19 protein-coding genes are annotated in these 24,715 nt (G+C 56.5%); 10 read left to right on the top strand and 9 right to left on the bottom strand.

Annotated elements, in window-relative coordinates; translation table 11 throughout:
• Window positions 1–2: 2 nt before the first annotated feature.
• From ACP3PW_RS04200 to pilG, 7 genes are all read right to left on the bottom strand, one after another.
• Window positions 3–1,031: a chemotaxis protein CheB gene (locus ACP3PW_RS04200; protein ID WP_426415413.1), complete on the bottom strand. Its 1,029-nt coding sequence runs from the start codon at window positions 1,029–1,031 to the stop codon at window positions 3–5.
• Window positions 1,012–8,178 (bottom strand): Hpt domain-containing protein, encoded by a 7,167-nt coding sequence (locus ACP3PW_RS04205; protein WP_426415414.1) that lies wholly within the window; start codon window positions 8,176–8,178, stop codon window positions 1,012–1,014. The genes ACP3PW_RS04200 and ACP3PW_RS04205 overlap by 20 nt, the downstream gene beginning before the upstream one ends.
• A gap of 22 nt (window positions 8,179–8,200) precedes the next feature.
• Window positions 8,201–9,052 (bottom strand): CheR family methyltransferase, encoded by an 852-nt coding sequence (locus ACP3PW_RS04210; RefSeq protein ID WP_426415415.1) that lies wholly within the window; start codon window positions 9,050–9,052, stop codon window positions 8,201–8,203.
• Window positions 9,053–9,101: 49 nt separating this feature from the next.
• Window positions 9,102–11,186 carry a methyl-accepting chemotaxis protein gene (locus ACP3PW_RS04215; protein WP_426415900.1) on the bottom strand — a complete coding sequence of 695 codons (2,085 nt, stop codon included), beginning with the start codon at window positions 11,184–11,186 and terminating at the stop codon, window positions 9,102–9,104.
• A gap of 144 nt (window positions 11,187–11,330) precedes the next feature.
• Window positions 11,331–11,882 (bottom strand): chemotaxis protein CheW, encoded by a 552-nt coding sequence (locus ACP3PW_RS04220; protein WP_426415416.1) that lies wholly within the window; start codon window positions 11,880–11,882, stop codon window positions 11,331–11,333.
• A gap of 19 nt (window positions 11,883–11,901) precedes the next feature.
• Complete coding sequence (pilH, locus tag ACP3PW_RS04225) at window positions 11,902–12,264, bottom strand: twitching motility response regulator PilH (protein WP_426415417.1); 363 nt, start codon at window positions 12,262–12,264, stop codon at window positions 11,902–11,904.
• A 64-nt stretch (window positions 12,265–12,328) separates the two neighbouring features.
• Window positions 12,329–12,715, bottom strand: a complete 387-nt coding sequence (pilG, locus tag ACP3PW_RS04230) for a twitching motility response regulator PilG (protein WP_426415418.1) — start codon at window positions 12,713–12,715, stop codon at window positions 12,329–12,331.
• Between the two features lie 310 nt (window positions 12,716–13,025).
• On the opposite strand from pilG, the gene gshB reads away from it, so the two are divergent.
• The 4 genes from gshB to ruvX all read left to right on the top strand — a co-directional run bounded on the left by gshB (window position 13,026) and on the right by ruvX (window position 15,973).
• Complete coding sequence (gene gshB, locus ACP3PW_RS04235) at window positions 13,026–13,985, top strand: glutathione synthase (protein WP_426415419.1); 960 nt, start codon at window positions 13,026–13,028, stop codon at window positions 13,983–13,985.
• Between the two features lie 70 nt (window positions 13,986–14,055).
• The gene (locus ACP3PW_RS04240) at window positions 14,056–14,934 is read left to right on the top strand and encodes an energy transducer TonB (protein WP_426415420.1); all 879 of its coding nucleotides are present in this window, start codon (window positions 14,056–14,058) and stop codon (window positions 14,932–14,934) included.
• A gap of 41 nt (window positions 14,935–14,975) precedes the next feature.
• On the top strand, window positions 14,976–15,548 hold the full coding sequence (locus ACP3PW_RS04245) for a YqgE/AlgH family protein (protein ID WP_426415421.1): 573 nt from the start codon (window positions 14,976–14,978) through the stop codon (window positions 15,546–15,548).
• Window positions 15,548–15,973, top strand: a complete 426-nt coding sequence (ruvX, locus tag ACP3PW_RS04250; protein ID WP_426415422.1) for a Holliday junction resolvase RuvX — start codon at window positions 15,548–15,550, stop codon at window positions 15,971–15,973. Before ACP3PW_RS04245 ends, ruvX begins: the two co-directional genes overlap by 1 nt.
• 27 nt (window positions 15,974–16,000) lie before the next feature.
• Here ruvX and ACP3PW_RS04255 read toward each other — a convergent pair whose 3' ends face one another.
• Window positions 16,001–17,149, bottom strand: a complete 1,149-nt coding sequence (locus tag ACP3PW_RS04255; RefSeq protein WP_426415423.1) for a PilT/PilU family type 4a pilus ATPase — start codon at window positions 17,147–17,149, stop codon at window positions 16,001–16,003.
• Between the two features lie 129 nt (window positions 17,150–17,278).
• Window positions 17,279–18,313 (bottom strand): type IV pilus twitching motility protein PilT, encoded by a 1,035-nt coding sequence (locus ACP3PW_RS04260; RefSeq protein WP_426415424.1) that lies wholly within the window; start codon window positions 18,311–18,313, stop codon window positions 17,279–17,281.
• A 144-nt stretch (window positions 18,314–18,457) separates the two neighbouring features.
• On the opposite strand from ACP3PW_RS04260, the gene ACP3PW_RS04265 reads away from it, so the two are divergent.
• From ACP3PW_RS04265 to metW, 6 genes are all read left to right on the top strand, one after another.
• Window positions 18,458–19,165 carry a YggS family pyridoxal phosphate-dependent enzyme gene (locus ACP3PW_RS04265; RefSeq protein WP_426415425.1) on the top strand — a complete coding sequence of 236 codons (708 nt, stop codon included), beginning with the start codon at window positions 18,458–18,460 and terminating at the stop codon, window positions 19,163–19,165.
• On the top strand, window positions 19,162–19,986 hold the full coding sequence (gene proC, locus ACP3PW_RS04270) for a pyrroline-5-carboxylate reductase (protein WP_426415426.1): 825 nt from the start codon (window positions 19,162–19,164) through the stop codon (window positions 19,984–19,986). The genes ACP3PW_RS04265 and proC overlap by 4 nt, the downstream gene beginning before the upstream one ends.
• An 82-nt stretch (window positions 19,987–20,068) precedes the next feature.
• The gene (locus ACP3PW_RS04275; protein ID WP_426415427.1) at window positions 20,069–20,632 is read left to right on the top strand and encodes a YggT family protein; all 564 of its coding nucleotides are present in this window, start codon (window positions 20,069–20,071) and stop codon (window positions 20,630–20,632) included.
• Window positions 20,633–20,863: 231 nt separating this feature from the next.
• Window positions 20,864–22,834, top strand: coding sequence for a dynamin family protein (locus ACP3PW_RS04280; protein WP_426415428.1), 1,971 nt, complete (start codon window positions 20,864–20,866; stop codon window positions 22,832–22,834).
• Window positions 22,835–22,952: 118 nt separating this feature from the next.
• Entirely contained in the window at window positions 22,953–24,107 is a 1,155-nt protein-coding gene (gene metX / locus ACP3PW_RS04285; RefSeq protein ID WP_426415429.1) for a homoserine O-succinyltransferase MetX, read from the top strand.
• Window positions 24,100–24,690 (top strand): methionine biosynthesis protein MetW, encoded by a 591-nt coding sequence (gene metW / locus ACP3PW_RS04290; RefSeq protein WP_426415430.1) that lies wholly within the window; start codon window positions 24,100–24,102, stop codon window positions 24,688–24,690. The genes metX and metW overlap by 8 nt, the downstream gene beginning before the upstream one ends.
• Window positions 24,691–24,715 lie beyond the last annotated feature (25 nt).

The following is a 24,715-nucleotide window of genomic DNA, read 5'->3' on the forward strand; positions in this document are numbered from 1 at the left end:
GGTCAGCCTGCCTTCAGATTTGCCTCTTGTGCCAAACGCGCCACCAGCCTTTGGGCCAGCTCCCGCGGAGTGCCCCGATAACTACAATGGCCGTCGCTCCTGATCGCATCGGGCATCGTGCTACTGGCACAGCTGTCAGCGTCCTGAACCCATACGTCTGCGCCGCTCCGGTGGTATTCCAGGCTTGCGGCGACGCCGTCCTCACCCATACCGCTAAAAACAATAGCACCGCTGCGATCTCCAAAGCGGCGCAACACGGTCATCATCACTTCGCCAATATTGGGCTCATAGGGTCCACTCCAATGCTTACCGGTGGACTCAATACGCCCCTGGCTATTGATTCGGATCTCTTGCTCGACCGGTGCCAGAATGACTTTTCCGTAACCCAGCGCAGCCCCTTCAGCGGCCGTCACCACATCAAATGCGCTGTGACGTCCCACGGTATCGGCCAGCACTTGCTGAAACCCAGCGTCAATATGCTGGGCGTAAACAAACGCCACCGGCAATCCACGAGGTAACGAATCAAGAAACTCCTTCACCACCCCCGGCCCCCCCAGCGAAGCACCGAGAACCCATACCCGCTCCGGTGTGGGAGCATCGGATAGCTGGGACAACACCTCTGGAAGCGGCAACGGAGGCTGCTGGGGACCGCCCACACTCAGTCTGGCTCCCCCTTCTGCGATAGCGCTACGAGCCTGCTGCAACTGCTGGCTTAGCTTGGCCAAAAAACTACGGCGCCAACGGGGGTACTCGTCACTGTTCCGTGCCGGTGCCTGCCCATCGCCTATCAACACGGGAACATCGGCGGCTTCCAGAATCAGGTCGAGGAAGTCGTCGAAGCGTTCATCCAGGGTTAAATCGACATACCAAAGATCGACGCTGGTCTTAAGCGCCTCACTGGTAAACTGTGCCGGAGAGGTATTCACCGGCACCGCAATATCCTCTTCCGCCAGCAAGGTTCCGACCAAATGCTGTTGCAGTACAGTGTCTGCAATGATTCCGATCGTGGCGTTAATGCTGTTGCTGCTCATCCGCATTCAACAGTTTATTAATGGTCTCCAGCAAGATCGCTTCCTGGAATGGCTTACCGAGATACTCCTCAACACCGAGAGAAAACGCCCGTTCACGGTGCTTTTCACCGGTTCGGGAGGTGATCATAATGATTGGAATTCCCTGCAAGCGGCTGTCATTTTTGACGGAGCTGGCAACTTCGAAACCATCCATGCGCGGCATTTCGATATCGAGCAGCATCACATCGGGTCGCTTATCCTGCAACTGGGAGATAGCATCCACACCATCCTTGGCCAGTATCACCTCAAAGCCTTGCCGCTCAAGCAAGCGCGAGGTCACCTTGCGCACGGTTACCGAGTCATCAACCACCATGACCACAGGCTGGCGCGCTTCATCCTCTTGTGCCGCCGCGATGTCCGCGTCGGTTTCCGCTTCAATATCTATGGTCAGGCCAGCAGGAAGTGCGGCATGGGCAAAACTGGTACGAATCATCGCCACAAGATCAAGGATGATGACAACTCGTCCGTCGCCCAAAATAGTCGCACCCGAGACGCCGCTCACGCCTGCGAACTGGGGCCCCATCGACTTAACCACGATCTCGCGACTGCCCGCCAGTGAGTCTACTTGCAGTGCAACCGAATGCTCTGCACCCCGGGTCAACAATACCGGCAGGGGTGTAGTTACCCCCTCCATGGAGGGCTGCGGACGCTGCTTCATCACCTCGCCCAAGTATTTGACCTGGTAACCCTGCCCGGCGTATTCAAACTCAAGACTCGGATCCTGGTAATAGGCTTCCAGCTCATAGGGGCTGATACGCAGCACACCCTCAATGGTGTTAAGCGGGATCGCATAGAGGTCGTCGCCCATATACACCATCAGTGCGCGGTTTACCGACACCGTAAAGGGCAGGCGCACCACAAAAGTACTGCCCTCACCCGGTTTGGAGTGAATCGTGACGTTACCGCCGAGCTGTTTGATCTCCGAGTGCACCACATCCATTCCCACACCACGACCCGAAATCTGGGTCACCTGCTTCGCCGTGGAAAAGCCCGCTTGCAGGATAAACTGCATCACTTCGTGGTCGGTCAGGGTGGAGTTTTTGTCCATCAGCCCGCGCTCGATGGCTTTTTTGCGAACGGCTTCAAGATTGACCCCTCGTCCGTCGTCACTCACGCGCAGTACAACATCCCCCCCCTCGCGGGAGAACGCGATACGGATACTGCCCTTAACAGCCTTACCGACGCTCTTTCGCTCGTTCGCATCGGCTTCGATGCCGTGGTCGATCGCATTACGCAGCATATGTTCAAGCGGTGCTACCATCCGCTCCATGACGGTACGATCCATCTCGCCGTCGGCGTTGACAACCTGCAGGTCAACGCGCTTACCCAGCTCACCAGATACCTGCCTAACGATTCGGCGTAACCTTGGCATCATGCGATTGAACGGCACCATCCGGGTGTGCATCAGGCCTTCCTGCAGCTCCGTATTGATACGTGCCTGTTGCAGCAACAGCGTTTCCGCATCCCGGGTTTTGTTGGCGAGGCCATCCTTGAGGTCCATCAGATCGGTCGCGGACTCCACAAGCGAACGGGATAACTGGGCCAGCTCGGAATACTGGTCCATCTCCAGCGGGTCAAACTCCAGATCACGCATGGCGGATTCAGCTTCGTGACGGGAGATGATCTGGGTCTGGGTTTCAATATCGAGACGTCGCAACTGCTCCCGTACCCGGTTAATGGTTGCATGCATCTCATCGAGGGTGTAACCAAAATCGTTGACCTGCTGCTCTACCCGGCCGCGGGAGATACTGGTTTCACCCGCCAGGTTAACCAACTCCTCAAGCACGTCAGCGGAGATTTTGATCATCTCCTGGGGCAAACGTCGAGGCTGCTTAAGGGCCTCGGCCGCACCCACCACCGCCGGCGCTTGTTGCTCCTCTTTCTCCTCGCTCTTGTGGCTGAAAGGCACAATATCGGCGCTGGCCTCGGGCTCGGCTTTCTCCACCGTCTCGGGCTTCTCGGCAGGGGGTTCCGCGTTACCCCCCTGGGCTTGTCGTCGAATATTTTCAAGATGCTTGAAGAGCAGATCCTGACGCGCCATAACGTCATCAAAAAGCCCTTCGGGTAAATTATTCAGATCCTGCTGCGCCTTGGTAACCAGCATCTCAAAGTCGTGGGTGAAATTGCCCAGATTGGTAATCGCAGCCATGCGAGCACCGCCTTTAAGGGTATGCAGCTGGCGCATCAGTTCCGCTGCAGCCTCCGTATCCCCGGGCGCTTTATTCCAGCTTTCGCAGCTTTGCTCAATGCCCTCCTGCAGGTCTCCCGCCTCCTCCAGGAAAATCTCCAAAATATCGGGATCGATCTCACTCAGGTCGAGGGTGTCAAACTCCGCCTGCGGAGTCTCATCATCGACCTCGGCGGCAGGGAGCGCGCTGACGGGTATCTCCTCAGGGTCCTGCTCCGGTTGAGCCGCTATCGGGGCTTCGCTCGCCGGTGATTCAGCAATCGCTACACCGCCATCAGGGTTAGCTCGGTATCGACTGATGGCATCGATCAACTGCTGCGCCGGCACACACCCGCCACTGGCACTGATATCTTCAATTTGATCCGAGAGACGGTCGTGGCACGCCTGTATGAGCTCATTCAGCGCCAGGGATTGCTGATAGCGTCCATTGCCCAGGCCCTCATAAAGGAACTCCAGCTCATGGCTAAGATCGCCAATTGGTGAGATCCCCGCCATGCGAGCGCCACCCTTAAGGGTATGCAGATCCCGCTGCAACTGGTCGATCTCATCGCTGCGAGTACTGTCCTCCATCCAGGCCTGCAATGAGGTGGCGGTTCGATCCATGATATCAGCCGCCTCTTCAAGGAAGATCTCCACCAGCTCGGGATCGGCGTCAAACATCACCCGATCCGCGCTTTCCAATGCAATCTCGCTCACACCCGAGGTCGGCTCTACAGCAACCACAGGCTCCTCCTCAACGACCTCAGCGCTTTCGATTCGGGGCTCTTCTGCGTCCGGGACGGGGGGCTGTTCGTCAGCTTCAGTTGCCCGCAGAACACCCGCCTCGGGATTCGCCCGATAGCGACTAATGGCATCGATCAATTGCTGGGCCGGCGCACAGCCGCCGCTGCTAGCGACATCATCAATCTGGTCCGAGAGCCTGTCATGGCACGCCTGGATCAACTCATTCAGCGCCGGTGACGCTTCGTAGCGGCCATTGCCCAGCCCCTCATAGAGGAACTCCAACTCATGACTCAGGTCACCAACAGGCGCGATACCCGCCATGCGAGCGCCACCTTTGAGGGTATGCAGGTCACGCTGCAGCTGGTCGATCTCATCACGCCGGCTGGCATCCTCCAGCCAGTTCTGCAATGAACCCGCCGTGCGCTCCATGATGTCGTTCGCTTCCTCGAGAAATATCTCTACCATCTCGGGATCGGCATCGATCGCAATCCACTGCTCCACAATGGGCGCGGCTTCGGCTTCGGCTTCGGCTTCGGCTTCGGCTTCGGCTTCGGCTTCGGCTTCGGCTTCGGCTTCGGCTTCGGCTTCCAGTGTCAGCTCCTGAAGCCCGGAATCCACCTCTTCTTCAGCTTGTTCATCCTCGACAACGTCTACCACCGGCAGCGCTAACTCAATAGCCTCCTCGCTGTCATCCTCGCTGTCATCCTCTTTATCAGGCCCGTTATCATCAGGCTCATTATCGATGAACTGTTGCTGCAGGGCCTCGAGGGGCTCAACACTATCGAGCACGATCTCTTCATCGACCTCGGCCAGTGGAGCCTCTTCGGCCTCGGCGACATCGGCAACATCGGCAACATCGGCAACATCGATCTCAAGGGTCGCTCCCTCGAGTGAACGCTCATCGACGACTTCATCACCCGGTGCCAAGGGTGCTGGCAGGGCGCGTAAGCGCTGAACCAACTCAGGCTGGGCCGTCACCTCCTGCTGGGCTGCCATGCGATCGAGCATATTAATGAGCTCATCGTGAGCTTCCGCCAACAGGCTTAAGGCTTCATCGCCCGCAGCGATGCGCTGGGTTACCAGAGATGCGTAGGTCGCTTTGAGCCCTTCGCTCAGGTCCGATATTGGCCTCAGGTCCGCCATGAGTGCGCCCCGGGCCAGGGTATCCAACTCCTTGCAAACCCCCTCGTATTGGCTGTCTTGTCGGCATCCGGGCATCCAGAGCGGCAACCAGCGTTCGGTTTCCAGCAACAGGTCCATGCCTTCGGCCAGAAACACGGTCAGCATCTGGGTGTCACGACCGCTCGCTTCATCCTCTTCGCGTTTCGCGGCCAGATAACGCTCGTGCAATTGATGCAGCGCCTGGCAGTAGTCCTCTGCGGCAGGGATCTGCAGGGGGTCATCAACGCCAAGTCGGGTCAGTGCTTCGCGCACGATAGCCGACCCCTGCGCCAGTGCCTCGACAATATCCTGATCCGCCTTAATCAGGTTGCCTCGCAACTCCTTAATCAATTTCTCGAGGGGGGTGACCACCTCTGCTACCGGCGTAATTCCCGCCATGTGAGCACTGCCCTTGAGGGTATGCAGTGCACGCTGAAGCTCTTCGCTAATCGTTAGGGGGTGGCGCTTGCTGTTATACATCTCTACAAAGAGATCGGCTTCTTGCAGATGGGATTCGGCCTCACCGCGGAATATCTGCAGCAATGCAGCATCAGAGTCATCATCTTCATAGTCAGCAGAGGGTGGGGCTTCAACGAGCTCCGCATCCACCGCTACGGCGTTTTCCAGGTCCAGCCCTGCGCCGGCATCGGCAGCCTCATCGGCCACCGCCTCAAATTCAATCTCAACAACAGGCGCCGGTGGCTGCCATGGCTGTCCCTTGGCATAGGCTTCAGCCTCGGCCGTGAACTGTTGTACCTGCTCGGTCTCCTGCTGGGATTTGTTGGCAAAATCCTGCATCAGGTCCGGGATCAAAAGGCGTACGTTCTCGATCAGTTCAAACAGTGCTTCGTGGGGTTCGATGGTTTGATCCAGAACCCTGTTGAGCATATTCTCAATCGCCCAGGCCAGCTCGCCTACGACCGTAGCGCCCACCATACGACCGCTACCTTTAAGGGTATGAAACGCTCGCCGGATCTCGGTTAACGCGTCTCCATCCTGGGTCCGCGCCCTCCACTTGGGGAAATACTCGGAGATCGTTGCATGGACCTCCTCGGCCTCTTCAATAAAGATTTCGATGACCTCATCATCGATCATATCCTCATCGTCATCCACCGCCTGAGCCGCGGTCGGCATCTGCGCGCCGTCTGCTTCGGCAACATCGCTCTGTGCACTTTGCTGCGACGCTGTGACGCCCTCCGCGGGAACTTCTTCTGCCTCCGGCTCATCGACCGCAGCAGGCTCAACCGATTGGGCTACCCCATCCCCCGCCTCGGCTTCAACTGGCGCGGACAGGTCCGGCTCGGCAGCCGTGGCGGTGTCCTCACTCTTATCCGCTACGGGCTGCGGAGGTTGCGCAACGGAGCATCCGAGCGCTAACAAACTCTCATCGGCAACATCAAGCAGCAGGTCCGCTTGCGCGGCCTGGTCTTCTGACAAGCGTTCCAGGTAATACTCGATACTGGCGATCACATCGGCCAGGGTGTCGAGTACCGTCCATTCGGGTACCTCTTTGGTGGCAATGAGCCGGTCACGAATATAGTTAGCACAGGTCCCCAGTTGCAGCGCAGCACGCTCCAGCGGAATCATCGCCAAACCACCGCGCACGGTATCGAGAATCTGGGGTACATCCTCCAGTACGCTGTGGTCCCATTTGGAGCCGATAAACTGGACGATGGAGTCCTTCGCCTGCTCGAGGCCATTGCGCGCCTCGCGCACCACGATCACGTGCACTTCGCTGAGCTCGGTAGGAGGCATATCACCGTCGCCCACACCTTTGTGCGCGCCGTCTCCTGCCATTCCCGACAAGGTGGCTTCGACAAACAGCAGTGATCCCGCCACATCCATCAACACCGCATCGTCGAGCTGGCGCTCGCCATCGACGATCTCCTGCAGGGTATCGAGCTGCTCCTGCAATATTTTGCGCGGCGCTCCCAGGCCCATCACCGCCATGGTGTCGGAAATCTGTTTTAGCGGGGGTAGCTGCTGAACCAGGTCATCTAGATCACGGTTTTCATTACGCACAAACAGGTCAAGCGCGTCCTTTACCGCGACCAGCTCCTCCGTCAATGCCGCCACGACCGATGCGATCGCCTCCTGGTCGGGTCCCGCCATAAGCTGGCGCTGCTCATCCACGGCGGCCTCATCGGGGAGGGCGTCATCCAGATCAAACTTGTCCTTGATCTCACGGATTCGCAGGCTGTCATCCTCAGCCTTGGCAACGTAGTAGAGTAAATTCTTTAGCAGCTCATCGGGCGCGGGCTGGTTAAGCGCTTCGCTGCCTCCTTTAAACACTCGGCGCAATTCGCCATCGACCTGCCGTAGCAAGTGGCGAATGCTGGAGCTCATCGGTATGGTTCCACTGTTGAGTCCGTCGATGACCCCCACGCAAACCCACCACAGCTGTCCGACCGGAGTTTTCAGCAACAGCTGCTCGAGTCGCGAAAATACCTTGTTCATATACCCCAGGTTTTCCTTGGGGCTCTTGTCGCGCAGCAGGCCCACCAGGGCAAACTGATACATCTGGCGCAATTTGCTGACGAATGCGGTGAAGTTGTCACCGCTAAAGCGTTTCAGTGCGCCGATCGGTAATTTGGGGTTTCTGTGGCTCAGGTTCGGCTTAAACAACGAGGTTTCGGACAGCAGGCTGCCACCTCGGGCCGCTCGCATATCGTTGAGCACCGGCATCAGGATAACCGGCAGATCGCGACGCCCCGCCTGCACCCTTTCGAGGTAGGCGGGTAGCTGCAATATCGCCTGCATCAAGACCTGGTAGGCTTCTTCCGCATTGTTGACCTGACCATTCATTATGGCCTGGGCAAGCATCTCCATCTCTTCGGCGAGCAGCGCCGCGCCGTAAAACTCGACCATCTGCAAGGTGCCGTGCACCTGATGGATGTAGTTCAGGCAGAAGCGAATGCGAGTGCTGTCTTCCGGATTTTCGACGAAGGATTCGAGGGACTGGCGCGCCTGCGTCAAGGTCTCCTGAATTTCGCCTTTTACCCAGTCAAGGGCAACATAGTCGTGGTGATCAGCCATAGTTACTCCTGAGTCCTCTCACTCATGCACTGACTCGCTTACGAAATGCCAGGGTTGCGGCATCTCCTTCGCGCTCCAGTTCGGGGTGGGACCAATCCACCACTTCACCTAACCCCACCACCAGCAATCCTCCTGGCGCCAAGCGCTCGGCAAGGCGGTTAAGAATCTCCTTGCGCCGCCAACGACGGAAATAGATCAATAAGTTCTGGCAATAGATCAGATCCATTCCGTACATCGGGGTTTTGCCCAGTTCGAGTACATTGACCTGGGAGAAGCACACGCGGTCTCGCAGGTCAGCAACCACCTGATATCGTCCCTTTTCAAGCGGAGTAAAAAACTGTGCCGCCTGCTCCGCAGGCAACGTTTCAACTTTGCGGGCCGGATAGATACCCTGACGCGCCTTGGCCAGTGCTGGCGCACTGATATCGGTTGCCGTGATACCAAAATAGCTATCCGTATCGAGCAGGGTTTCCTGGGCCAGCATAGCCAACGAATAGGGTTCCTCACCCGTCGAGCAGCCCACCGACCAGATCTCTATGGTCTTGCCACTCAAAGCGCGTTGGCGAAGATAGCGCTGCACAAGATCGTAGGAGGCCTGGTGCCGGAAGAAGCTGGTCTCTTGCACCGTCAGGCGATCCACCAGCAGCGTCCACTCCATACCACCAGGAGGATGCTCAACAACCCGGTCGTAGTAGTTCTGGTAGTCACTCAGCCCTAGCTCGCGCATCCGCATACCCACACTGGTCTGTAGGAAAGTTTTCCTCTGCTCTGAAACCCGCATACCCGTGCGGCTTTCAAGCAAGGTCTGCCACTGCGCGAACTGGTCTTGATCCATCTCCGGCAGTGGCTGCATCGACCACTCGTTTGTCATCATCTTCCTAGGGTCCGCATCCTGGCCAGTCGCCAACGTCATCGGTCAGCTGCTAACCAATAGACTCCGTTTCGGGTAGCTTAAAGCCTGCTACGGACTGGTGCATTTCAGAAGCCATCTCCGCCAGGTTACCGATAGAGTTCGCCGTTGCTGTGGTACCAGCAGACGTCTGGGAGGTGATCTCCTGAATAACGTTCATGGTGTTGGAGATATGACCCGCAGACGAGGCCTGCTGTCGGGCTGCGTTGGAGATGTTCTGGATCAGTTCCGCAAGACTCTGGGATACTTTTTCGATCTCCTCCAGGGCGACACCCGCGTCCTGCGCCAGGTGCGCTCCCTTTACCACCTCGGAGGTGGTGTGTTCCATCGAGATAACGGCCTCGTTGGTATCGGCCTGGATCGTTTTAACCAGCGCCTCAATCTGTTTGGTTGCCGCAGATGAACGTTCCGCCAGTCGCTGTACTTCGTCCGCAACCACCGCGAAACCCCGCCCTGCGTCACCCGCCATGGATGCCTGTATGGCGGCGTTCAATGCAAGAATGTTGGTTTGGTCAGCAATGTCGTTGATCAAGGATACGATATCCCCGATCTCCTGAGACGACTCACCCAGTCGCTTAATCCGCTTCGAGGTATCCTGAATCTGCTCACGGATGGTGTCCATGCCTGAGATGGTGTTTTGTACCACCTCGTTACCCTTGTTCGCGATCGATACCGACCGCTCCGCTACCGATGCCGATTCGGAGGCGTTCGCCGATACCTGGTCGATCGATACCGCCATCTCGTTAACCGCGGCCGACGCTCCGGCAATCTCTTGCGCCTGGTGTTCGGACGCCTCGGCCAGATGCATCGCTGTGGCCTGGGTTTCCTGGGCCGCAGAAGCTACCTGCACCGCAGTCTCGTTGATGGTTGTTACCAGCGCTCGCAGCTGCTCGATGGAGTAGTTGATCGAGTCGGCAATCGCACCCGTGAAATCCTCGGTTACGGTCGCCGATACCGTCAGGTCACCATCGGCCAGATCTGCCAGCTCATCAAGGAGTCGCATGATCGCGGCCTGGTTCGACTCGTTCTGGCTGGCGGTTTCATCCAGACGCTTGCGGGTATCACCCACCATGCTGAAACCGATCAGCACAATCGCCGCTACCGCGATCAAACCAAACAGCACCGCCGTTTCGGAAGAGAGCAAACGATCATTTTCCATGGTTTCAAAGATCTGCGCCAAGGTGGAGGAGTCAATCAGAAGCTGCTGGGTTAGCTCGAAGATCTCATCGGAGGCTTCACGAACCTGAAACAGCTCTGGCGAGGTTTCCAAAATCTCATCCACGCTACCGTTTACAAACTCGAATAGCTCGGCGATTTCTGTCAGACGATCCATCGCCTCTTCATCACTTACCCGGGAAATGCGCATCGCCAGGCTGCCTTCAATCATGCCGTTCAGTACGCGACCGAAGAGGCCGGCATCACGGCCGAAACTATCCGCGGCCATTACCGAGTCTTCAGTACCCTCCAATACCCGGTTGACACTACCGACGATCCGCTCGGCGAGCCAGGACTGGCGCTGGGCTATCGCAACCTGATCGGCTGGTGCGTCATTTTCCAGCAGGATCTCCACAACCTCATCGTACTCGACCTGTAGCTGGGGGATGGTTTCGGCCAGCGCCGCCGCCACTTCGTGCAGGGCCAATACGGTCTCTTCACTGGCAAGGATCGCATCGGCACCCTTCTTGGTTCTGGTCCAGGTTTTGGTCAACTCCGCCAACTTTTCGTCGGCGCGCGCGGACCCCATCTCGGCCAGCATGGGATGGCCCATCTCCATCATCATCGCATCGGTGGCTTCTGGCATATTCCCTGTGGTCGCCATATTCGCCATGTTTTCAGAGCTACCGTGCTCGTCACCCTCACCACCGTGCTCCATAGCACCACCGTGCATCGAGCTGGAGCCCGACTGCATCATGTCATAGTGAACCTGGAACCTGTCCCGGGCATCGTGCAACAAGGTAAAGGCCTCTTCGTTACCCCCTGCTGCCTCAAGGGCGTTCTTGGCGATCTGCTGGGAAAGCACCCTCATCTCACCGGCGTGGGCGATAAACTCCTTATCGTAATCAGCCTGCTGGTTGACGTACCAGAAGTTGCCGATCATCCCCACCAAGGAGAGGACAAGGACAACGAACATGATCGCTGAGAGCCGGTTAGTCTGCACACCTGAATTAGTCGCCTTCATTTTTATCTGGCCTCCACTATGGCCTTTTTTATCACGTTGCCCTGTACGGGCTTTGTAAACTAGCTAGACAGCAACCTGCATAAAATCAGGGTGCTGAGCCAGGGAAAATAAACTGAATACCTGCCACCTGTGCTCGCGCTCGTAAACACCATTGATGAATGGCTTGAAGGCGGGAGCCAGGTCGTCGGGCACCTCGCTATTGAGGCTTTCAGAAACAAAATGCTGCATCCCCATCACTTCGTCCACCACCAGTCCACTAAAGACCTCTTCGTGGTCGACAACCAGAATGCGTCGATGAGCGCGCCGGGCACTAAGGGGCTGTCCCAGAAAATCACCAAGATCCATCACCGGCAGTAGTCGCCCGCGCACATTGGCAATCCCTTTTACCCAATTTTTCACCCCCGGCAAACGAGTGTAACCGGGAACGGTCAGTATTTCGGACACCTCCCCCAACGGCGCCACATAGCGCTGCGAGCCCAAACGGAAGCCGATACCACTCCAATAGGTTTTAAGTTCCACCTGCAGGGGCAAGCCCCTCGCATAGCGGTGACTGCGAGCCGCCATCTCTTTCAACAGCTCGAAGGGGGTTAGGGCTTCCCCTCGCTCATTGGCCATGCTAGTCCCCGTTAGTTGGTCAAGGAAGGACGCTTTGCAACGTCTTCATCAGCACGGCTTCGTCGATCGGCTTGGTCAGATAATCCTTAGCCCCCTGACGACGCCCCCACACCTTGTCAGTTTCCTGATCTTTGGTGGTAACGATGATGACCGGGATATGGGATGTTCCCGGATCCTTGCTGAGCTGGCGGGTGGCTTGAAAACCATTCAAGCCCGGCATAACAATATCCATCAACACTGCGTCAGGCTTTTGATCCTTCGCTAGAGCGACACCATCGGCTCCGTTGTCGGCCTTGAGAACCTCATGGCCATTTTTTTCCAGCATGCCTTGCAGCTTCAATGTTTCGGTTGGCGAATCATCAACGATCAGTATTCGAGCCATTGCTCCCCCATCTACTTCGTGTTCAACAGTCGACCGAAGTCGACCAGCATCAGATTTGTTAGTGCTATTGTGCAGGCACGTGTGTGCGAATAGCCCCGAGTAGCTCGTCCTTGCTAAATGGCTTGGTCAGATACTGGTCCGAGCCAACAATACGTCCCTTCGCCTTATCGAACAGGCCATCCTTACTGGACAGCATAATAACCGGTGTTGACTTGAACGCGCTGTTGTTCTTGATCAACGCACAGGTCTGGTAGCCATCGAGTCGGGGCATCATGATATCGACGAAGATTATATTCGGGCGGGTATCGGCTATCTTGGCCAATGCATCAAAACCATCAACGGCGGTAATTACCGTGCACCCCACTTTCTTGAGCAGCGTTTCAGCTGTGCGGCGGATGGTCTTACTGTCATCAATCACCATCACCTTCAAGCTCTCAAAATTATCTTCCATTCTCGTATTGCCCCGTCATCATTCGGTCGTGAAGTCCACTTTAGCGTGTGGATACCGCGCAGCATCCCGCTTCAGGGAGTATAAACGATACCCTTTCCAACGACTTGTTTTAACATACATCTGACGCGCAATCTATAAAACCACAGGTAGTTACGGGCATTTCCTCGGGGTTTTTATCATGTTGTGAGAAGTTCATAACCTTTCTGCTAACAGACCCCTGTAAGGGTTGACGAAGGAATCCGCAATCTCTCCCCTTTAGCGAGCCGATTGGTTACACTTCGGCCCTTATTCAGCAACAGGAATCCGCGTCATGAGTGTGCAATTGGGCATTGTGATGGACCCTATCGAGCAGATCAGTTTCAAAAAGGACAGTTCGCTCGCCATGCTACTGGCCGCCCAGCAACGCGGCTGGACGCTCCACTACATGGAGCAACAGGACCTCTACCAAAAGGAGGGTGAGGCGTGCGCCGTCATGCGTCCGCTAACGGTGGCCGCCGATGCCAACAACTGGTTCGAGCTGGGAGATGCGTGCCAGCGCCCCCTGGCGGAGCTCGACGTAATCCTTATGCGGATAGATCCTCCCTTCGATAATGAGTTTATCTACACCACCTACCTGCTGGAACAGGCGGAAGTAGAAGGTACTCTGGTGGTTAACCGCCCCCAAAGCCTGCGGGATTGTAACGAGAAGCTATTCGCCACCCAGTTTCCGGACTGCACACCCGCCACCCTGGTTTCCCGGCGTGCGGACCTGCTTCGAGATTTTGCGGCAAGCCACGAAGATGTGATCTACAAACCCCTCGACGGCATGGGCGGCACCTCTATTTTCCGGGTCAGAAAAGGCGACCCCAACCTAAGCGTCATCCTCGAGACCTTGACCGACCATGGCCAAAACCAGATCATGGCGCAGCGCTATATTCCTGAAATTGTCGAAGGCGACAAGCGCATCCTGCTCATCGATGGCGAGCCCATTCCCTACTGCCTGGCACGCATTCCGGCGAGTGGCGAAACCAGGGGAAATCTTGCCGCCGGAGGCCGTGGTGTCGGCCAGCCCCTGAGCCCCAGGGACCTTGAAATTGCACGTCGCGTGGGCCCCAGCCTGCGCCAAAAAGGCCTGCTGTTTGTTGGTATCGACGTGATTGGCGATTACCTCACCGAAATCAATGTTACGAGCCCCACCTGTATTCGCGAGCTGGATGATCAATTTGATCTCGATATTGGCGGCCAGTTGATGGATAAAATTGCGCAACAGCTTGCCGCAGGTCTGGCGTAATGATCCTCTCTCTTACGCGCCTCCTCCAAAAGAACGGCCGCCGTCTCCAACGGCGGTCAGGCTGCTAGTCATGACCAATTCACAACCCATGGCCAGCGCCAACGACCGACTCGCCTTTATGCTATTTCTTGCGACCGCGCTCCATGCGGCCGTCGTGCTTGGCATCAGCTTTGATCTCTTCGATCCGCCCAAAATCTCCAAAACCCTGGAGGTCACATTGGCAAGTTTCAAGACTCTGGAGGAGGTCAAGGAGGCAGACTATCTCGCCCAGGCTAACCAGAAAGGCAGCGGCACCCTGGAGGAGAAGGCACTTCCCAGCACGGATCAGGTGTCTCCTATCCAGGAGAACAAGATCAAACCTGTAACACCGCCACCGCAATCAGCAGCCGAACCCAAAGAGGTGGAGAAAGCCCGTAAAAAGCCCCTCGCCACGCTCAGCAAATCGCAACAGCAGACCACACAGGTAACCCAGAAAAAAACCACCACCTCCGTCGAAAAAGCAGAAAAAGCCCGTCCCAGGATTGACCTGAGCGCCGAGATCGCGAGCCTTGAGGCGCAGTTCCTACAAAAGCGCCAACAGTACGCCAAACGACCTCGCATCCACCGAATTACCGCCGCCTCCACCATGCAAGACAAGGGTGCCTACTACAAAGAGTCCTGGCGGCGAAAGATCGAACGCGTGGGCAACCTGAACTACCCGGAGGAGGCCCGACAACAGAAAATTTACGGCAAACTTACGGTCATGGTCGCACTCAAGCCCGATGGACGCTTGCACGAGGTTAAAATCCTGCAAAGCTCGGGTCATACCGTGCTGGACGCCGCAGCTATCCGCATCGTCAAACTGGCAGCTCCCTTCGCGCCTTTCACACCCGACCTGAAGGATGTGGATCTGCTGGAGATCATCCGCACCTGGAAATTCGAGAAAAGTAATATCCTTTCCAGCAACTGAACCCCTTGCCTAAGTACGTAAGCGCCCCAATACTAAACAGCATGAGCAGCGAAACCTCGACCACCCTGCGCAACCAGTTCCTGATTGCGATGCCCCACATGGACGATCCCAATTTTTCGGATTCCGTGACCTATATCTGTGAGCACAATGATCAGGGGGCAATGGGAATCGTGATCAACCGCCCCACTAGCCTCACCCTGAGCGAAATCCTGTCCCAGGTCGGCATCAATAATGACAAACAGGCCACCCATCGCGAGGAGGTGATCTGTGCGGGCGGGCCGGTCCAGCTGGAACGGGGCTTCATCTTGCACGACTCCATACAGGCCTGGGAATCGACACTGCAGATAGCACCCGGCATCAGCCTGACCACCTCGCGGGATATTCTGCAGGCCCTTGCCGAAGACCGTGGTCCCGAGCAGATCATCATCGCCCTCGGGTATGCGGGCTGGGGAGCAGGCCAACTCGAAACGGAGATCAAAGAGAACGCCTGGCTCACGTGCGAGGCATCCACCGATGTGCTCTTTAATACTCCCATCCACCTGCGTCGCCAAGCCGCTGCGGCCTCAATAGGCATCGACCTGCAACGGCTATCTGCCGACAGTGGCCACTCCTGATGGCCTCGTCACCGCGCCAGGTAATGGCCTTTGATTACGGCCTGCGTAACATCGGGGTGGCGGTTGGCCAAACACTCACCGGCACCAGCTCTCCCCTTGCGCCGATCCGCGCCCGCGATGGCGTACCCGACTGGGACGAAGTTGGCAAACTGATTCGCGAATGGGAACCCGACACCTTTATTGTCGGTATCCCTCTCAATATGGACGGCAGCGACAGTGAAATGAGCGCCCGCGCACGCAAATTTGGAAACCGCCTCAATGGCCGTTTCCAGAAACCCTGGATCGGAGTCGATGAAAGGCTGAGCAGCCGAGAAGCGAAGGGCCTGGCACGAGAGCTGGGGCATCGCGGCGACTATAACGAGCGTCCAATCGACGGTCTGGCCGCCCAACTGATCCTCACCAGCTGGCTGGAAAGCAGGGGCTAAAAACGCCCCTGAGCCAGAACAAACTAGCTAGCGGTAGCTGGTGCCACCCCTGTCGTCATCGGTATCCTGTAACGACAGGGAGCCGGCAATACCGGTCAGATGATCCGCGTCCGACTCGGAACCCAGCTTAATCATCAGTCGCAGGTCATTCGCCGAGTCTGCGTACGCAAGGGCATCTTCATAGGTGATCTCGCCCTGGTTATAGAGCATGAACAACGCCTGATCGAACGTCTGCATTCCCAGGTCGTTGGACTTAATCATCAGCGGCTTCAGCTCGTGCACCGCTCCTTTACGAATAATGTCAGACGCCAATGGCGTATTGAGCAACACCTCAATAACGGCGCGACGACCCTTGCCATCGGGAGTGGGTATCAACTGCTGGGCGACGATCGCCTTCATGTTCAACGACAGATCCATCCAGGTCTGGGCGTGCCGATCCGGCGGGAAAAAGTGAATAATACGATCGAGAGCCTGGTTGGCGTTGTTGGCGTGCAGTGTCGCGAGACAGAGGTGACCGGTTTCGGCGAACGCTACCGCGTACTCCATGGTTTCCCGGGTTCGAACCTCACCGATCATGATCACATCGGGCGCCTGACGCAGGGTATTTTTCAACGCGACCTCGAAACTGTCGGTATCGATCCCCACCTCGCGCTGGGTAATAATGCAACCGTTGTGCTGGTGAATGTACTCGATCGGATCCTCAATACTGATGATATGACCGGTCGAATTGGCGTTACGGTGGCCAATCATGGAGGCCAACGAGGTGGACTTACCGGTACCCGTACCGCCAACAAACATAATCAGGCCACGCTTGGTCATCGCCAAATCCCGGATGATCGAAGGCAGACCGAGAGAGTCAATCTTGGGAATCGAGGTCTCAATACGGCGCAGCACCATACCCACCAGGTTCCGCTGGTAGAAAGCACTCACCCGGAAACGACCAATACCACGGGCACTTAGCGCAAACTGACACTCATGGGTTTCGCCAAACTCCCGGCGCTGATTTTCGTTCATCACCCCCAGCACCGTCTCGCGGGTGACCTCAGGACTCATTGCCGTTTTGGTGACGGGTACCACTCGCCCATTCACCTTCATGCTCGGTGCCACTCCGGCTGTTATAAACAGGTCCGAAGCCCCCTTTTCCACCATCAGTTTGAGCAGCTTGTTAAAATCCATGAGTGAGATCCATCCTTCCCTTCAGTCGTAGAGTGCTGTTGCTCCCGCAGGTTACCATGCACGGCCTGAGCCTGCCTGCGGTAACTCCAAAAGCGGGAGTCATATCAACGTTTGCCTTACCGGCCCGGCCTAGAAGTTGTCGGGTATCTTCGCTTTTTCGCGAGCCGCGTCGCGACTGACCAAACCTTTGGACAACAGATCCTTCAAGCACTGGTCGAGGGTTACCATCCCCAGCGAGCCGCCGGTCTGGATCGCCGAATACATCTGCGCCACCTTATCTTCCCGTATCAGGTTACGAATAGCTGGTGTGCCAATCATGATTTCATGGGCGGCCACACGACCGCCGCCAACGCGTTTCAATAACGTTTGTGAGATCACCGACTGCAGCGATTCCGACAGCATCGAACGCACCATCGATTTCTCTTCCGCGGGAAATACGTCGATTACCCGGTCAATGGTCTTGGCCGCCGAGGTGGTGTGCAGCGTACCAAACACCAGGTGGCCCGTCTCTGCCGCCGTCAACGCCAGGCGGATAGTCTCCAGATCTCGCAGCTCACCGACCAGAATAATGTCCGGGTCTTCCCGCAACGCCGAACGCAACGCTTCGTTAAAGCCAAGGGTGTCCCGATGTACCTCTCGCTGGTTTACCAGGCATTTTTTGGACTCGTGAACAAACTCGATTGGGTCCTCGATGGTCAGTACGTGCTCATACTTGTTATCGTTGATGTAATCGATCATCGCCGCCAGGGTGGTACTTTTTCCGGAGCCGGTGGGCCCGGTTACCAGCACCAAACCTCGAGGCACCATCGATATATCCTTGAACACCTGCCCCATGCCCAGGTCTTCCATGGTCAACACCTTGGAGGGGATGGTACGGAAAACCGCACCGGCACCGCGGTTTTGGTTAAAGGCATTTACCCGAAAACGCGCCACCCCAGGCACCTCGAAGGAGAAGTCCGTTTCCCAGAACTCCTCGAAATCCTTACGCTGTTTGTCGTTCATGATGTCATATATCAACGCGTGGACCTGCTTGTGTTCCAGTGCAGGCAAGTTGATACGGCGCACATCACCATCCACCCGAATCATCGGTGGCAAACCCGACGACAGGTGCAGGTCTGATGCACCCTGTTTGGAGGAGAACGCCAACAGTTCCGTAATATCCATAAAGATCCCCAGTAATACCCAATGTGGCCGGACGCGATCGATGGCCGCGTCCGTTATCATTCAGTCAGCTTAACATTTTGATTTTAAGGGATATAGTTTAGTATCCCCCTGCGTAATTGCGTTAACAGGTTAATCAGTCTACCCATGTCACAAATCGCCGCCAACCTTCAATGCGTTCGCCAACGTATCGAAGCCGCCCGCACCCGCTTTCAGCGCTCCGAAGAGGTGGAACTGCTGGCGGTCAGTAAAACCAAACCCCTGGCCTTGCTCGAACAGGCCTGGCAGAGCGGGCAGCGCCATTTCGGCGAAAACTACTTGCAGGAAGCCCTGGAGAAGATCAACGCCCTCGCCGGGCGGGACATAGTGTGGCATTTTATTGGAGCGATTCAGTCCAATAAAACGACGGCCCTGGCACAGCATTTCGATTGGGTGCACTGCGTCGATCGCGCCAAGATCGCCCGTCGCCTGAGCAAGGCGCGAGGCGCGGACCAGGCAAAACTGAATATTTGCCTGCAGGTAAACATCAGCAATGAACCAAGCAAAGCGGGTGTCAGCCTTGAAGCGCTACCCGCACTCGCTGCCGAAATTGCCTGTTACCCTAATCTGGCGTTACGGGGGCTCATGGCCATCCCCGCCACCAGCGATGACTTCGACGCGCAACAACAGCCTTTTGCGCGTCTCAAATCCGCCCTCGCCCGACTGCAACAGCAGCTCCCGAATCACCCGCTGGACACACTGTCTATGGGTATGAGCGGTGACCTCGAAGCCGCGATTGCCCAAGGCTCTACATTTGTGCGCGTCGGCACGGCCCTGTTCGGCGCCCGTAATCCATCTATAAGGGAAGACCCATGAACCAGCCTACTCTCGCTTTTATCGGCGCCGGCAATATGAGCCAGGCGATCTTCGGTGGATTGATCAAACAAGGCTATGACGCGGGCAATATCTGGGGGAGCACACGCACGCCCGCAACCCTGCAATACCTGCAAGACACCTTTGGCATTCGCACCAGCACGGATAATCGCGAACTGATCCGCCACGCCGACGTCATCATTCTCGGCGTCAAGCCCCAAGGCATGCAGGCCCTGCTCACTGAACTTGCCGATGAGCTGCAAGAGCGGCGGCCATTACTCATTTCAGTGGCGGCGGGTATTACCGTCGAGGCGCTTGATCGCTGGAGCGGTGGCGGCCTTCCTATTATCCGCTGCATGCCCAACACCCCCTCCCTGGTCGGCACCGGTGCCAGCGGCCTGTACGCCAACGGAACAGTAAGCCCACAGCAACGCGATATCGCCGATAACATCTTTGCCGCCATCGGCATTGCCAGCTGGGTCGATCAGGAGTCACTCATTGACGCCGTGATCGCGGTATCCGGTAGCGGTCCCGCCTACTATTTTATGATGATGGAAGCGATGATCGCTGCCGGTGAGAAACTCGGGCTGAGTCGTCAAAGCGCTACCGAACTCACCCTGCAAACCGCACTGGGAGCGGCACGTATGGCCCAGCATAGCGATGTCGACGCCGGTGAGTTGAAGCGCAGGGTGATGTCCCCCGGAGGCACGACCGAACAAGCGGTCCTCTCCTTTGAGCAAGCAGGACTCTCGCAGCTGGTCGAGGCGGCGATGACCCGCTGCTATGATCGCGCTGGGGAGATGGCCGAGGAACTCACCAAATAGCTTGCTTCCTGAGCAACAGACCTCAATGATAAAAGCGGAACCATAAACCCCGCGACCCCAGACAACCGGAGAGAATCAGACTATGTCAGCAGAACTGCAAGATACCCTCAGCTTTCTACTCAGAACGATCGGCGGCCTGTACATCATGGTGGTGCTGATACGGTTCATCTTACAGATGGTGCGAGCCGATTTTTACAACCCTCTCTCCCAGTTTGTGGTCAAAGCCACCAATCCCCTGCTGATCCCCCTGCGACGTATTATCCCCGGTGTTGGGGGAATCGACATCGCCTCACTGGTGTTGGCGATGGTGTTGCAGATCGCCCTCGTTTATGGACTATTCGCCATCAAGGGTATGGCGATTCCGATAACCCTGGCACTGGTCCAAAGCCTGTATGAACTGATCAACACCGTGCTGAATCTCTACCTGTGGAGCCTGATCGTTATTGCCATCGCCAGCTGGGTCGCTCCAGGTAGCTACCATCCAGCGCTGATGCTATTGAACCAGATTACCGAGCCTCTGAGCCGCAGAGTCCGTCGGGTAATCCCACCCATCGGCGGCCTGGATCTATCGCTGATGGCCATTGTGTTGATTATCATTTCGCTGCAAAAGCTACTACCGGCGATCTTCAGGGTATTTCTTGGCTAACCCAACGGGTTTATCCGTGCCAAAAACCTGCGGTCGATCACTTTTTAGTCTATAAATGAAATTAAGGGTTGTATTTATATAACTGTTTACTAAGGTAAAAGTCACTTCATCGCCATAATCCGGGAGGATCTGTTCACACCTCCGGTAATTGGGCTGTTTAAAGATTGACCCGAACCCCAGCAGTTGATTCCATGGAAGGATCGGTAATGCGATTGTCGCAGGATACGAATTATGAGTAATGGCAAACTTACCCAGCAGGTCGATGCCTATATCAAATGGAAGCATCACCTGATCAAACAGTTATCGGTCTATCGTTCGTGGATGCGAAGCAATAAGGTCAGCAACCCGGAGATCGAAAGCAAGCTCGCGCGCGCGGCCAAGGTGTTGCGCCAGGATGAGATCACCCTTGCTTTTGTGGGTGAGTTTTCCCGTGGTAAAACCGAGCTGATCAACGCCCTCTTTTTCTCCCAGTATGGGCAACGTATGCTGCCGTCTCAGGCGGGCCGCACCACCATGTGCCCCACCGAGATGTTCCATGACCGAAAAAGTGAGCGCTGCTTTATCCGCTTGCTGCCCATCGAAACCCGTATGGCCAGCACCAGCATTTCGAGTTTCAAGCGAATTCCCGACCACTGGGTCACCATCTTTTTCGATAGTAAAGATCCACAGGCGATGACCCAGGCGTTTACCGAAGTCGCCCGTACCAAACAGGTTACGGTCGAAAAGGCGCGGCAGTTGGGATTTGATCCTGCGTCCCTCGAGCACAGTGACACAGACCGTAACCTGGTTACGATCCCTGCCTGGCGTCACGCCATGATCAACTACGACCACCCCCTGCTGAGTCAGGGTATTCGCATCCTCGACACTCCCGGTCTCAATGCCTTGGGAAGCGAACCCGAACTCACCCTGAGCATGCTGCCCAACGCCCAGGCAATTATCTACCTTCTAAGCGCCGACACCGGCGTTACCGCCAGCGACATGCAAGTCTGGGAACGACACGTCCGTCAGCTGGACGAAGACACCCAGGGCTCTCTGTACGCGGTGCTGAATAAAATCGATATCCTGTGGGATGACCTGCAGGGACCCGAGTTCACGCGCCAGTCCATTGAGCAGGTTCGCGATGCCAGCGCTCGCCAGCTGCGAATCGATAGCCGGGATGTGATGACCCTATCTGCCAAGCAGGCGCTTCTGGCCAAGGTCAACAAGAACGAAGAGCTGCTCGAACGCAGCCAGATCCAGCAGCTGGAAGCACTTCTCTGCGAGCGCCTGATTCTGAAAAAAGAGCAGCTGGTCGAAACCACGGTTGTCAAACAGATGCTGCACCTGATCCAGAACAGCCGTAACGCCCTCAGTCAGCAGTTGGTGCAGACCCGCGATCGGCAGCAGCAGCTCGAAGGCAGCAAGTCTGACAACAACCACCTGGTCTACGATCTGCAAGAGGAGGCGCGGCAGAAATACGACCAACATCAAAAACGATTGATCGCCATGCGCGCCAACCGGCGCCTGCTCACCCGTCAGCAACAGATGCTCAAAGCCGCCAGTAACAGCAAATTATACGACGACCGCGTCGGCGAGCTGCACCGGGAGATGAGCGGCAGCTGGACCACACTGGGTATGAACCAATCGGTTGAGCTGCTATTTCGCAGTCTGTACCTCGATCTCAACAACCTGCAGATCGAATGCAAACTCGCCGACAAAATGGTTGCCTCCATCTATAGTCGCTATTGCACCGAGCACCCCGGCACCTTTATGGAACCCCCGATCCTTGATGTTGGCCAATACACGAGAGAGCTTCGTGTTATCCAGCGCAAATCAGATCGCTTTCGCTCCCAGATCAAAACGTTGCTTACCGAGCAAAGCGTAGTGGTCAGCCGCTACTTTGCGACGCTGGTCAGCGAGATCAATAAATTATTCGAGAAACTCCACATCCAGGTTGACCACTGGGCGGGAGATGTCCTGCTACCCCTGATGCAGAATATGCTCGAGCAAAAACAACTGCTCGAGCACCAGATGATTCGTCTTAAATCCCTGACACAGGAGAGCCGGAGTCATCAACAGCAGGTGGAGCGACTCAACACCATGATCCATACCCAGGAGGTTCAACTCCAGATTCTGGACACGGTATTAAAAGAGTTCCGCAAGCCCGCGCCCTTCCTGCGTAGCCAAAAAGTGGTCAACTTGCGCGGTCAGTCTGTCGCCTGACCCCACAAATACGACGCCATGCAATAAACCAGCAGCCCCTTTGGGGCTGCGCCTTGTTGCGCCGCGGCAGCTCACTCATTAGACTTGCCTGACTCCTCCTCCGGACCAACGCAGCCCTATGCCCGAATCGATCCCCGAAGACTCCGTCGGCCTCGTAGAAACGCAAAGCATTTGCTTCCAGCAGCCACTGCCGTTACTCAGCGGCCGCTCCCTGCCTGAGTTTACCTTGGTATATGAGACCTATGGTGAACTCAACGCCGAGCGCAGCAATGCGGTGCTGATTTGCCATGCGCTCAGCGGGCACCACCATGCTGCAGGTTATCACAGCATGGAAGATAAAAAACCGGGTTGGTGGGACAGCGCCATCGGACCCGGCAAAGCGATCGACACCAACCGCTTTTTTGTCGTCAGCCTTAATAATCTGGGTGGCTGTCATGGATCCAGCGGGCCAACTTCGATCGACCCCGTTAGCGGACGGCATTACGGGCCCGATTTCCCCATGGTCACCGTACAGGACTGGGTCAACAGTCAGGCGATGCTGGCCGATCACCTTCAGATAGCACAATGGGCGGCAGTGGTAGGGGGCAGTCTCGGCGGCATGCAGGCCATGCAGTGGGCGATCGCCTACCCCGAGCGCATTCGCCACGCGCTGGTCATCGCATCGGCGCCACGACTATCGGCGCAGAATATCGCCTTCAACGAAGTTGCCCGGCAAGCCATCATGACCGATGAGGAGTTTCACCAGGGCCATTACCACCAGCACAACACCTTGCCTCGTCGTGGACTTAAGCTGGCGCGCATGATCGGCCATATCACCTACCTGTCTGACGACTCGATGCGGGAGAAATTTGGTCGCGAGCTGCGCAGCGGAAAATTGAAGTTTGGTTACGAGGTAGACTTCGAGGTTGAGAGTTACCTGCGCTATCAGGGGCAAACTTTTTCCGAAACCTTCGACGCCAATAGCTACCTGCTGATGACCAAGGCACTGGACTATTTCGACCCCGCCCGCGACTGTGGCGACAACCTCGCCTCCGCCCTGCAGCCGGCCCGGTGCAAGTTTATGCTGGTCTCATTTACCACCGACTGGCGCTTTGCGCCCGAGCGCTCCCGGGAGATCGTCACGGCACTGCTGGAGGCACGTAAAGATGTTTGTTATCTGGAGGTCGATGCGCCACAGGGCCACGATGCGTTCCTGATGCCCATCCCCCGCTACATGGAAGCCCTGGCAGCCTATATGACACGTATTGCAGATGAGGCGACCACCGATGCGTAGCGATTTTGAGTGCATTCAACGTTGGGTTAAACCGCAGACCCGTGTGCTAGACCTTGGTTGTGGCGACGGCACGTTACTCTCGTACCTGAGCGAGGACCGCGCGGTGCAGGGCTACGGCCTGGAGATTAACCCCCACAACATCGCCGAATGCGTGAAGCGTGGTGTCAACGTGATCGAGCAAGATCTCGACAAGGGCCTGAAAAACTTTAGCGACAACAGCTTCGATACCGTCGTCATGACCCAGGCACTGCAGGCCGTTCACTATCCCGACCTCATTCTCGACGAGATGTTAAGGGTGGGGCGCGAGTGCATCGTCACCTTTCCCAACTTCGGTCACTGGCGTTGCCGTGGTTACTTGGGCTGGCGGGGACGCATGCCGGTGTCCAAATTTATGCCCTATACTTGGTACAACACCCCCAACATCCACTTCTGTACCTTTAAGGATTTCGAAGCACTCTGCTTCCAGAAAAACCTGCATATTCTTGACCGCCTGGTAGTGGATCAAACCCATCAGGGTCACTGGCTTGGCAAAATCTCCCCCAACCTTTTTGGTGAAATCGCCATCTATCATTTAACCCGCTAGCAATATCCCGACCCCACCCGGAAAC

It is taken from the genome of Aestuariirhabdus sp. LZHN29 (assembly GCF_049985285.1).
Classification (GTDB): Bacteria; Pseudomonadota; Gammaproteobacteria; order Pseudomonadales; family Aestuariirhabdaceae; genus Aestuariirhabdus.

Coding starts and splice junctions, on each gene's coding strand:
- ACP3PW_RS04200 (WP_426415413.1), bottom strand. CDS start 1,031: ATGAGCAGCAACAGCATTAACGCCACGATCGGAATCATTGCAGACACT.
- ACP3PW_RS04205 (WP_426415414.1), bottom strand. CDS start 8,178: ATGGCTGATCACCACGACTATGTTGCCCTTGACTGGGTAAAAGGCGAA.
- ACP3PW_RS04210 (WP_426415415.1), bottom strand. CDS start 9,052: ATGATGACAAACGAGTGGTCGATGCAGCCACTGCCGGAGATGGATCAA.
- ACP3PW_RS04215 (WP_426415900.1), bottom strand. CDS start 11,186: ATGATCGGCAACTTCTGGTACGTCAACCAGCAGGCTGATTACGATAAG.
- ACP3PW_RS04220 (WP_426415416.1), bottom strand. CDS start 11,882: ATGGCCAATGAGCGAGGGGAAGCCCTAACCCCCTTCGAGCTGTTGAAA.
- pilH (WP_426415417.1), bottom strand. CDS start 12,264: ATGGCTCGAATACTGATCGTTGATGATTCGCCAACCGAAACATTGAAG.
- pilG (WP_426415418.1), bottom strand. CDS start 12,715: ATGGAAGATAATTTTGAGAGCTTGAAGGTGATGGTGATTGATGACAGT.
- gshB (WP_426415419.1), top strand. CDS start 13,026: ATGAGTGTGCAATTGGGCATTGTGATGGACCCTATCGAGCAGATCAGT.
- ACP3PW_RS04240 (WP_426415420.1), top strand. CDS start 14,056: ATGACCAATTCACAACCCATGGCCAGCGCCAACGACCGACTCGCCTTT.
- ACP3PW_RS04245 (WP_426415421.1), top strand. CDS start 14,976: ATGAGCAGCGAAACCTCGACCACCCTGCGCAACCAGTTCCTGATTGCG.
- ruvX (WP_426415422.1), top strand. CDS start 15,548: ATGGCCTCGTCACCGCGCCAGGTAATGGCCTTTGATTACGGCCTGCGT.
- ACP3PW_RS04255 (WP_426415423.1), bottom strand. CDS start 17,149: ATGGATTTTAACAAGCTGCTCAAACTGATGGTGGAAAAGGGGGCTTCG.
- ACP3PW_RS04260 (WP_426415424.1), bottom strand. CDS start 18,313: ATGGATATTACGGAACTGTTGGCGTTCTCCTCCAAACAGGGTGCATCA.
- ACP3PW_RS04265 (WP_426415425.1), top strand. CDS start 18,458: ATGTCACAAATCGCCGCCAACCTTCAATGCGTTCGCCAACGTATCGAA.
- proC (WP_426415426.1), top strand. CDS start 19,162: ATGAACCAGCCTACTCTCGCTTTTATCGGCGCCGGCAATATGAGCCAG.
- ACP3PW_RS04275 (WP_426415427.1), top strand. CDS start 20,069: ATGTCAGCAGAACTGCAAGATACCCTCAGCTTTCTACTCAGAACGATC.
- ACP3PW_RS04280 (WP_426415428.1), top strand. CDS start 20,864: ATGAGTAATGGCAAACTTACCCAGCAGGTCGATGCCTATATCAAATGG.
- metX (WP_426415429.1), top strand. CDS start 22,953: ATGCCCGAATCGATCCCCGAAGACTCCGTCGGCCTCGTAGAAACGCAA.
- metW (WP_426415430.1), top strand. CDS start 24,100: ATGCGTAGCGATTTTGAGTGCATTCAACGTTGGGTTAAACCGCAGACC.